This is a genomic window from Tahibacter caeni (genome assembly GCF_024609805.1).
Classification (GTDB): domain Bacteria; phylum Pseudomonadota; class Gammaproteobacteria; order Xanthomonadales; family Rhodanobacteraceae; genus Tahibacter; species Tahibacter caeni.
Window position 1 is genome coordinate 51,231 of the sequence record NZ_JANFVR010000001.1, and the last position, 8,892, is coordinate 60,122.

Sequence of the window (8,892 nt, forward strand, 5' to 3'; positions counted from 1 at the left end):
ACTCAGGCGTGCCACGAACCGCGCGCCGGAACCGTGCATGCCGGCACAGCGGATCAGGACACCCACATGCCGCTACAGCCGGCGGTGGCGCCTGGCGCCTGCGCGGCTCCGCTCGCGCCGCGGCGCTGAACCGACCGCGCTGCGCTCAGCGCGTGCGCTTCTGCGTGGCGCGCGTCTCCGCCTTCCACATGCGCTCGTCGTAGAGGAAAGGTTCGGTAGCGAGGATCTTCAGCTGGGCGAACTGCGGCGAATCCGCGCGCAGCAGCACGTTGCGCTCGCTCGAGGACAGCACGCTCGGAACGCTGAGGCCCAGCGCAGCCGATTCGCGCGCCCAGCGATCGCCGAGCGCTCGCGCGGCCGTCGGATCGGCGTTGCGCCAGTCGACCGGCCTGGTCGCGACCGTCTCGAAGGTTTCGACGACGGCATCGGCCGGCAGCTCGATGCAGAGCTTCACGTGTGGGATCGTACGGAACTCCAGCGCGAGGTGGACGAATTTCTCGAGCAGCGCGAGCGACTCGGTCGACGCCGTGTACAGGATGGCGGTGCCAGCCGAATGCCAGCGGCCGGGCCAGGCCTTGGCGCCTTCGACCGACAGCGGCGAGGCGAGGAATTCCTGACGGATGATGCGCCAGACGATCACGGCGCGATGCCGTGATAGATCTGTTCGAGGAGCAGGATCACCGCTTCGGTGCCGGCGGCGTTGTCGAGCAGCTCCAGCGGCGTGCGTCCGTCCAGGCCCGGCTGCGGCCGGCTCATCCACGAGCGCACGTTGTCCTCGCTGACCAGCACGCGCTGGGCCACGCCGAGCACGCCGATGATGCGGTAGAGCGCGTCCGCCTCGGCACCGGTCAGGTCGGCCTTGTCCTTGAAGCGGCGTTCCAGGGTCGACGGGCTCACGCGCAGCAGGCGCGCGAGCCGCTCGCGCGCGATGCCGAGGTGGCTGGCCGCCGCGTCGGCGACCGACAGCGCCAGGCCTTTGCGCAGCAACGCGTCGAACTGCAGCGCCGTCGCGGGGACGCGGAACCGGGCGGTGCCGCGGTTGGACTGCAGGAAGCGCGAGACGTCTTCGGCCGTGGCGCTCATCCGATCTCTCCCAAATGACAGTGGAACGGCTATCAGATGGGGACTATACGCGGCCGTTCCAGGCCGCGCCACGCGGCGGCTCAGCGCTGCTGCCAGCGCGCGCTGAGGCAGCGCCAGTCGCCGCCGACCTTCTTCCAGCCGGTTTCGACCTCGTAGATCGCGCCGCGCTCGGGCAGCAGTCCGCCGGCGCCGCCGGCCAGGGTGACGGTCATCGAGGCCGTCGCGCGGTCGCCCTGCACGGCCACGTCGATGGGCCCGATCAGCACCGACACCGAATCGTTGCGCAGGAACTGCGCGCGCAGCAGGTTGTGCAGGGCGTTGCGGTCGAAACTGCTGTCCTGGCCGGCGAAATCCTCGGTCACATTCGCCATGAAGTCGCGCGGATTGCGCGTTTCGACCGCGGATTCCATCGCCGCGATCGCGTCGCGGATGCGGGTTTCGTCGGGCGTGCGGCTACAGGCGGCGAGCAGCAGCAGCAGCGCCAGGACGGCGGCAAATCGCAGGGCGTGGCGCATGGCGTCATCCGGAAATCGTGGAAATGCGATTGGCGCACAGCAGCCGCCTCGCTGCAATGCGGCTTGCTGCATTTTCCGCGCCTGTGCTCCAATCGGGCGGAATCCGCCGCGGTACAGCGGCCAATACGCCAATCCAGCCCGAGGCTTCCACGAAATGAGCAACCAACGACCCTGGCTCGCGAACTATCCATCCGGCGTTCCGGCCGAGATCGATCTTCACGAGTTCGCGTCGGTCGTCGCCGTGCTCGAATCGGCCTGCGAACGCTTCCGCGACCGGCCGGCGTTCTCGAACATGGGCAAGGTGCTCAGCTACGACGACGTCGATCGCCTGAGCCGCCAGTTCGCCGCGTTCCTGACCGGCGACCTCGGCCTCAAGCGCGGCGACCGCGTCGCGCTGATGATGCCCAACGTGCTGCAGTATCCGATCGCGATCTTCGGCGTGCTGCGCGCCGGCCTGACCGTCGTCAACACGAATCCGATGTACACGCCGCGCGAGCTCAAGCACCAGCTCGTGGATTCCGGCGCCGCGGCGATCGTCGTGCTCGACAACTTCGCCGCGACCGTGGCCGAGGTGCTGGCCGACACGCCGGTCAAGCACGTGATCACGACGGGACTCGGCGATCTGCTCGGCTTTCCGAAGGCGCTGATCACGAACCTCGTCGTCAAGTACGTCAAGAAGCTCGTGCCGGCGTTCCGCATCGACCATCAGATCCGCTTCAACGACGCGCTCGCGCGCGGCGCGCGGCAGACTTTCCGCCGCACCGAGCTCGGTCACGAGGACATCGCATTCCTGCAGTACACGGGCGGCACGACCGGCGTGGCCAAAGGCGCGATGCTGACCCACGGCAATCTCGTCGCGAACATGCAGCAGGCATCGATCTGGATCGGCCGCAACGCGAAGCTCGGCCAGGAAATCATCATCACGGCGCTGCCGCTGTATCACATCTTCGCGCTGACCGCGAACGGCCTCGTGTTCATGAAATTCGGCGGCCTGAACTACCTGATCACGAACCCGCGCGACATGCCCGGCTTCGTCAAGGAGCTGAGCCAGGTCCGCTTCACGGCAATCACCGGCGTCAACACGCTGTTCAACGGCCTGCTCAACACGCCGGGCTTCGACCGGGTCGACTTCTCCAGCCTGCACCTGACCCTCGGTGGCGGCATGGCCGTGCAACGCGCGGTGGCCGAGCGCTGGAAGAAGGTCACCGGCGTGACCCTGGTCGAGGCCTACGGCCTGACCGAGACCTCGCCGGCGGCGTGCATGAATCCGCTGGACCTGCCCGAATACAACGGTTCGATCGGCCTGCCGATTCCGTCGACCGAGGTCTCCATCCAGGACGACAACGGCAACGAACTGCCGATCGGCGACATCGGCGAGCTCTGCGTGCGCGGGCCGCAGGTCATGAAGGGCTATTGGAACCGGCCGGAGGAAACCGCGAAGGTGCTGACGGCCGACGGCTGGCTGCACACCGGCGACATCGCGCGCATGGACGAGAAAGGCTACGTCTACATCGTCGACCGCAAGAAGGACATGATCCTGGTGTCGGGCTTCAACGTCTATCCGAACGAGGTCGAGGACGTCGTCGCGACGCATCCGGGGGTGCTCGAAGTCGCCGCGATCGGCGTGCCGGACGAAAAATCCGGCGAGGCGGTCAAGATCGTCGTCGTGCGCAAAGATCCGAGCCTCACGGCCGAGGATCTGCGCCAGCACTGCAAGGCCAACCTGACCGGCTACAAGCTGCCGCGCTACATCGAGTTCCGCGATTCGCTGCCCAAGAGCAACGTCGGCAAGATCCTGCGCCGCGAGCTGCGCGACGCGCCGAAGACCGCCGCCTGAAGCAGGCCGCAGCGCGGCAGCTGACAACGAACGGCCCAACGAAAAAGCCCGCCTTGCGGCGGGCTTTCGTCGTGGAACGGCGTTCGCGGCTGCCGGGCGCCGGCGCGGCGCGCTCAGTTGCGGTAGGACTCGATCGAGTCGGCGTAGCCGCCAAGCAGGTTCCACAGCGGCTCTTCCTTGTTCTCCGGGATCCGCGCATAGGCGAAGCCGACGCTGTCGGTCGTGACGCGCGCAACCGTGGCCTCGAGATGAATGTTGAGCTCATCGCCGATCATCATGTCGAGCACGAACATGTCGCCGGCCTTGCCGGTGAAATCGTCCGGCCGGCGCACCAGCACCCCGGTTGCAGAAATGTCCTCGAGCTCGCTGGACCACGCATCGCCGCCGTGCATCATGAGCACGGCCGAGCGGATCTTCATGCGAGCTGGGCGCATTCCCGCGCGTACGTTGCGATCATTCATGCGAAGCATCCTGCAACCCCCTGCGGGCTGGCACTCTTTCTAGCGGAGCGGTAACGCAAAATCAAACAACGGCGAATCACGAATCGTGCCAGATTGTGGATCGCATCACGGCAGCGCTCATTTTTCTTCGGTTTGGCCGCGGCGCGATTTCAACACCACGCCGCGTACCAGGCTGCCGCCGCCGAAGCGCCGGTTGATCCGGTCGGCCAGCTGATCCTTGCCGCCGGCGGCCGGCGCGAACAGGCCGCTCTGGAGCTCGGGAGCGAACTGGCTCATGCCGATGCCGAGCAGCCGAAGACGCGGATTTTCCTCGCTTTCCCACCAGCGCCGCAGCAACGCGCGGCCGGCCTGCAGTAGCTCGGCCGTCGAATCCGTCGGCTGCCCCAGGCTGAGCTGGCGCGTATGCGTCTCGAACGGCGGCTTGCGCAATTTGACGGTGACCGTGCGGCCGCGCAGTTCGTGCGCGCGCAGGCGCTCGCCGACGCGCTCGCCGAGACGGGCCAGCCAGGACTCGGCCTGATCCAAACGGGTCAGGTCTGTGACAAAAGTCGTCTCCGCACTGACCGATTTTTCCGCGCTGTCGGCATCGACCGTGCGCTCGTCGATGCCGCGCGCGAGCCGCTGCCAGTGTTCGGCCTGATTGCCGCAGGCCTGGCGCAGCCGGCGCGAATCGCTGAAACGCAGCTCGCCGACCGTGCGGATGCCGAGCCGGTGCAGCTGCGCCTCGGCGACCTTGCCGACGGTCCAGAGCCGGCCCACCGGCAACGGATCGAGCATCGCATGCACCTGCTCGGGCCGGATATGCAGGAAACCGTCGGGCTTGGACAATTCGCTGCCGAGTTTGGCCAGCAGCTTGTTGTGCGCCATCCCGACCGAGGCGACGAGGCCGGTGCGCCGGAGTATCTCCTGTTTGAGGAAGCGGCCGATGTTCTCCACGTCGCCGCCGAACAGGCGCAGGCTGCGGGTCACATCGAGAAAGGCCTCGTCGAGCGACAGGCCTTCGATTTCCGGCGTGGCTTCGCCGAACACGGCGAAGACCTCGGCCGAAAGTTCGCGGTAGCGGCCCATACGTACGGGCACGAACAACGCGTGCGGGCAGAGCTTCTTCGCGGTCATCGTCGGCATCGCCGAACGCACGCCGTAGCGGCGCGCCTCGTAGCTGGCCGTGGTCACGACGCTGCGCGGACCGAGCTCGCCGACGATCAGCGGCAGGCCGCGCCACTGCGGGTGATCGAGCGCTTCGATCGCCGCATAGAAGGCGTCCATGTCGACGTGGATGATGGCGCGCGCCGCAGTCATGCCCACAGTCTGCCTCGCTTGACGAACTTCGTCGCCATGCGCAGGCTCGGCCGATGAGCCTGCGCATCCACATCCACCCCGACAATCCGCAGCCCCGGCTGATCAACCAGGCCGTCGCCGTACTCGACCAAGGCGGGCTCATCGCCTACCCGACCGATTCGGGTTATGCGCTGGGCTGGCGCCTGAACGCCCAGGCCGCCCAGGAACGCGTCGTGCGCCTGCGAAAGCTGGACAGCAGGCACAACTTCACTTTAATCTGTCGCCACTTGAGCGAGGTCGGCGCGTACGCCCGCATGCACGATGCGGCGTTCCGAATCGTCCGATCCCTGACTCCCGGCCCCTACACCTTCCTTCTCCCTGCGGCTGCCGAAGTACCTCGGCACCTGAAGCAGGCCAAGAAACGTTCCGTAGGCGTCCGCATTCCGGACCATCGCGTTGCACTCGCGCTGGTCGAAGCATCGGGCGAGCCGCTGTCGAGCTCCAGCCTGATACTGCCGGACGAGGACATGGCAGGCTGGGAAGTCGACGACCTGTACGACCATGTAAGTTCCGCCGTCGACCTGTTCGTCGACAGCGGTTTCTGCGGCAACGAACCGACGACCGTGATCGACCTGCTGGACGACACGCCGCGACTCGTACGCCAGGGCAAGGGCGAAGTGCCGTTCGCCTGAAGACCAAGGAATCGGCCCCCCGGGCCCGCATGCCGCGGTGAACGCGGCGAACAGCGTAGAGACCTGCATCCCTTAGATGAGCACCGAGCCTGCCGAGCAACTCGCGCCCAGCGAGGGCCAGGGCATTTTCACGCCCGTACCGCAGCAGCAAGAGATGCCGCTGGCGATCGTGAAAGGCCAGCCCGTGCTGCAGATGCCGCAGGATCTGTACATCCCGCCGGATGCGCTGGAAGTCATTCTCGAGGCGTTCGAAGGTCCGCTGGACCTGCTGCTCTACCTGATCCGCCGGCAGAACCTCGACATCCTGGACATTCCGGTCGCCGAGATCACGCGCCAGTACGTCGACTACATCGAACTGATGCAGAACCTCAAGCTCGAGCTGGCCGCCGAATACCTGGTCATGGCCGCGATCCTCGCCGAGATCAAATCGCGCCTGCTGCTGCCGCGGCCGCCGGACGCCGAGGGAATCGAGGAAGACCCGCGCGCCGAACTGGTGCGCCGGCTGCAGGAATACGAGCGTTTCAAGAAGGCCGCGGCCGACATCGAGGCCATGCCGCGGCTGGAACGCGACATCTCGCTGGCCTCGGCCTTCGTGCCCGACCGCAGCGTCGTGCGCCTGCCGCCGCCGGTGGAGCTCAAGGAGCTGCTGCTCGCGCTCAAGGACGTGCTGCGCCGCGCCGACCTGACCGGCCATCACGCGATCCAGCGCGAGGCGCTGTCGGTGCGCCACCGCATGAGCGACGTGCTCGGCCGCCTCGGCGACGGCGAGTTCCACAGCTTCGAAAGCCTGTTCAACCCGGAGGAAGGCCGCCGCGGCGTCGTCGTGACCTTCCTCGCGATGCTGGAGCTGGCCAAGGAAACCCTGATCGAGATCGTGCAGAACGAGGTGCCCGGTCCGATCTACCTCAAAGCGCTCATCGTCGACGGTGAACAGCCGGCCCTGGCAGACGGCGACGAGCCGGCCGACGCAACGGAATACACCTGATGGACCTGCAGCAGCTCAAGCGCGTGATCGAGGCCATATTGCTCGCGGCGGCGCAGCCGCTGTCGCTGGCCCAGCTCGCCGCGCTGTTCACGGAAGAGGAAGCGGTGACCGGCGAGCAGCTGCTCGAAGCGCTGCAGGCGCTGGCCGATGACTGCGCCGAGCGCGGCATCGAGCTCAAGGAAGTCGCCTCGGGCTACCGTTACCAGATCCGCGAGGACGTGCATCCCTGGGTCACCCGCCTGTGGACCGAGCGCCAGACCAAGTATTCGCGTGCGCTGCTGGAGACGCTGGCGCTGATCGCCTATCGCCAGCCGATCACGCGCGCGGAGATCGAGCAGATCCGCGGCGTCGCCGTGTCCTCGTCGATCATCAAGACTCTCGAAGAACGCGAATGGGTGCGCGTCGTCGGCTATCGCGACGTGCCGGGCCGTCCGGCCCTGTTCGGCACGTCGCGCAGCTTCCTCGACTACTTCAATCTCAAGTCGCTCGACGAGCTGCCGCCGCTGGCCGAGATCCGCGATCTCGACGAATACGATCCGCAGCTCGATCTCGCGCCGGTGGTTCCGCCGTCGCTGGAACTGCCGCCCGAGGACGAGGAAGAAGCCGCGGCCGACGCCGAGCGCGCCGCCGGAATAGCCGCCGCGCCGGGCCAGGCCGCTGACGAAACCGCTGCCGGCGCCCTGCCCGGCGACGCCGGAGCGGACGCCGGCACCGCGGCGCAGGCCGAAGCCGACATGAGGCCGATCGTCGAAGCCGCGTCCGCAGTCGCTACCGATACCGGCGCGGCATCGGCGCAGGACGGCGACACGCTCACCCCGGCCGACGATTTCGACGCCGGCGCCGACGAGGGCGCAGAAACCCGCGGCGGCGGCGACGCGGCCGACGACACCGTCGACGAACTCGACGACGCCGAGGCCGACGACGGCGGCGACGACTACGCGGCCGAGACCGACGAACGCTGGTCCGACGCCGGCAGCCTTTCCGATTCCGATTTCCCCCCGGACGACGACGACGTCGATCCGAACGACACCACGACGTCCGACGACGTCCCGGAGCACACTGCATGACCGCTGCACCCCGCCGTACCCTCACTCTCAAACGCCCGCAGACAGACGAAGCCGCGCCGGCGATCGAGGAACGCCTGCACAAGGTCCTGGCCAATGCGGGACTCGGCTCGCGCCGTCTGCTGGAGCAGCGCATCCAGAACGGCGAGATCTCGGTCAACGGCACGCCCGCGACGATCGGCGTCAGCGTCAAGAGCGGCGACCGTGTCGAGCTCGACGGCAAGCTGTTCGTGGTGATCCGCGACGACGCCGAGCAGGCGCAGGTGCTGGTCTATCACAAGCCCGAGGGCGTGGTGACCACGCGCGAAGATCCCGAAGGCCGCCCGACCGTGTTCGAACAGCTGCCGCGCCTCAAGGGCCAACGCTGGATCGCCGTGGGCCGCCTCGACATCAACACCACCGGCCTGCTGCTGCTGACCACCGACGGCAATCTCGCCAATGCGCTGATGCATCCGTCGAGCGAGATCGAGCGCGAATACATCTGCCGCGTGCACGGCGAGGTGCCCGATGAAGTGCTCGAACGGCTCAAGGCCGGCATCGAGCTCGACGATGGCCCGGCGCATTTCGACGACATCGGCGTGATCAGCCGCAGCGGAAGCCATTCCTGGTTCCGCGTCGTCATCCGCGAAGGCCGCAACCGGGAAGTGCGCCGTCTCTGGGACGCCGCCGGCTTCCTCGTCAGCCGCCTCAAGCGCGTGCGCTACGGCAACGTGGAGCTGCCGCGACCGCTCAAGCGCGGCCATTCGCAGGAACTGGACGCCGACGACACCAAGGCGCTGCGCGAACTCTGCGGCGCGACGCAGAGCGAACCGACCCTGACCCTGCAGCCAGTCATCCATCAGCGCCGCGCGAGCCAGAGCGCGATTACCGAATACCGGCCGGCGCCGCGCGGCGGCGCGCAGCAGGCCTGGACCGGCGCCGACCGCGCCGAGGCGCGCGAGCTGACCCGCTTCGACCGCATCCGCGACGACGGCCCG

10 protein-coding genes are annotated in these 8,892 nt (G+C 67.6%); 5 read left to right on the forward strand and 5 right to left on the reverse strand.

What is annotated here, in order from left to right:
* Nucleotides 1-145: 145 nt before the first annotated feature.
* From NON22_RS00235 to NON22_RS00245, 3 genes are all read right to left on the reverse strand, one after another.
* A complete protein-coding gene (locus tag NON22_RS00235; RefSeq protein WP_257384874.1) occupies nucleotides 146-640 on the reverse strand; it encodes an RES family NAD+ phosphorylase in 495 nt (164 codons plus the stop codon).
* Nucleotides 637-1,083, reverse strand: a complete 447-nt coding sequence (gene parS, locus NON22_RS00240) for a type II RES/Xre toxin-antitoxin system antitoxin (protein ID WP_257384875.1) — start codon at nucleotides 1,081-1,083, stop codon at nucleotides 637-639. Before parS ends, NON22_RS00235 begins: the two co-directional genes overlap by 4 nt.
* An 80-nt stretch (nucleotides 1,084-1,163) precedes the next feature.
* Nucleotides 1,164-1,598 carry a nuclear transport factor 2 family protein gene (locus NON22_RS00245; protein ID WP_257384876.1) on the reverse strand — a complete coding sequence of 145 codons (435 nt, stop codon included), beginning with the start codon at nucleotides 1,596-1,598 and terminating at the stop codon, nucleotides 1,164-1,166.
* Between the two features lie 154 nt (nucleotides 1,599-1,752).
* Between NON22_RS00245 and NON22_RS00250 the strand changes: the two genes are divergently transcribed.
* A complete protein-coding gene (locus NON22_RS00250; RefSeq protein WP_257384877.1) occupies nucleotides 1,753-3,435 on the forward strand; it encodes a long-chain fatty acid--CoA ligase in 1,683 nt (560 codons plus the stop codon).
* 113 nt (nucleotides 3,436-3,548) lie between these two features.
* On the opposite strand, the gene NON22_RS00255 is transcribed toward NON22_RS00250, so the two are convergent.
* Together NON22_RS00255 and dinB are read right to left on the reverse strand one after the other, a co-directional pair.
* Nucleotides 3,549-3,896, reverse strand: coding sequence for a PilZ domain-containing protein (locus NON22_RS00255; protein WP_257384878.1), 348 nt, complete (start codon nucleotides 3,894-3,896; stop codon nucleotides 3,549-3,551).
* 117 nt (nucleotides 3,897-4,013) lie between these two features.
* Nucleotides 4,014-5,195: a DNA polymerase IV gene (dinB, locus tag NON22_RS00260; RefSeq protein ID WP_257384879.1), complete on the reverse strand. Its 1,182-nt coding sequence runs from the start codon at nucleotides 5,193-5,195 to the stop codon at nucleotides 4,014-4,016.
* A gap of 53 nt (nucleotides 5,196-5,248) precedes the next feature.
* On the opposite strand from dinB, the gene NON22_RS00265 reads away from it, so the two are divergent.
* From NON22_RS00265 to rluB, 4 genes are all read left to right on the forward strand, one after another.
* Entirely contained in the window at nucleotides 5,249-5,866 is a 618-nt protein-coding gene (locus tag NON22_RS00265) for an L-threonylcarbamoyladenylate synthase (protein ID WP_257384880.1), read from the forward strand.
* A gap of 76 nt (nucleotides 5,867-5,942) precedes the next feature.
* Nucleotides 5,943-6,851, forward strand: a complete 909-nt coding sequence (locus NON22_RS00270; RefSeq protein ID WP_425507942.1) for a segregation and condensation protein A — start codon at nucleotides 5,943-5,945, stop codon at nucleotides 6,849-6,851.
* Nucleotides 6,851-7,918: an SMC-Scp complex subunit ScpB gene (scpB, locus tag NON22_RS00275; RefSeq protein ID WP_257384881.1), complete on the forward strand. Its 1,068-nt coding sequence runs from the start codon at nucleotides 6,851-6,853 to the stop codon at nucleotides 7,916-7,918. Before NON22_RS00270 ends, scpB begins: the two co-directional genes overlap by 1 nt.
* The coding region (gene rluB, locus NON22_RS00280) for a 23S rRNA pseudouridine(2605) synthase RluB (protein ID WP_257384882.1) at nucleotides 7,915-8,892 on the forward strand (978 nt) is incomplete at its 3' end. The genes scpB and rluB, both read left to right, overlap by 4 nt.

What these genes read in the sequence shown, in the direction of transcription:
- dinB (WP_257384879.1), bottom strand. Translation starts at nt 5,195, where the DNA reads ATGACTGCGGCGCGCGCCATCATCCACGTCGACATGGACGCCTTCTAT.
- NON22_RS00250 (WP_257384877.1), top strand. Translation starts at nt 1,753, where the DNA reads ATGAGCAACCAACGACCCTGGCTCGCGAACTATCCATCCGGCGTTCCG.
- NON22_RS00245 (WP_257384876.1), bottom strand. Translation starts at nt 1,598, where the DNA reads ATGCGCCACGCCCTGCGATTTGCCGCCGTCCTGGCGCTGCTGCTGCTG.
- NON22_RS00270 (WP_425507942.1), top strand. Translation starts at nt 5,943, where the DNA reads ATGAGCACCGAGCCTGCCGAGCAACTCGCGCCCAGCGAGGGCCAGGGC.
- NON22_RS00265 (WP_257384880.1), top strand. Translation starts at nt 5,249, where the DNA reads ATGAGCCTGCGCATCCACATCCACCCCGACAATCCGCAGCCCCGGCTG.
- NON22_RS00255 (WP_257384878.1), bottom strand. Translation starts at nt 3,896, where the DNA reads ATGAATGATCGCAACGTACGCGCGGGAATGCGCCCAGCTCGCATGAAG.
- parS (WP_257384875.1), bottom strand. Translation starts at nt 1,083, where the DNA reads ATGAGCGCCACGGCCGAAGACGTCTCGCGCTTCCTGCAGTCCAACCGC.
- scpB (WP_257384881.1), top strand. Translation starts at nt 6,851, where the DNA reads ATGGACCTGCAGCAGCTCAAGCGCGTGATCGAGGCCATATTGCTCGCG.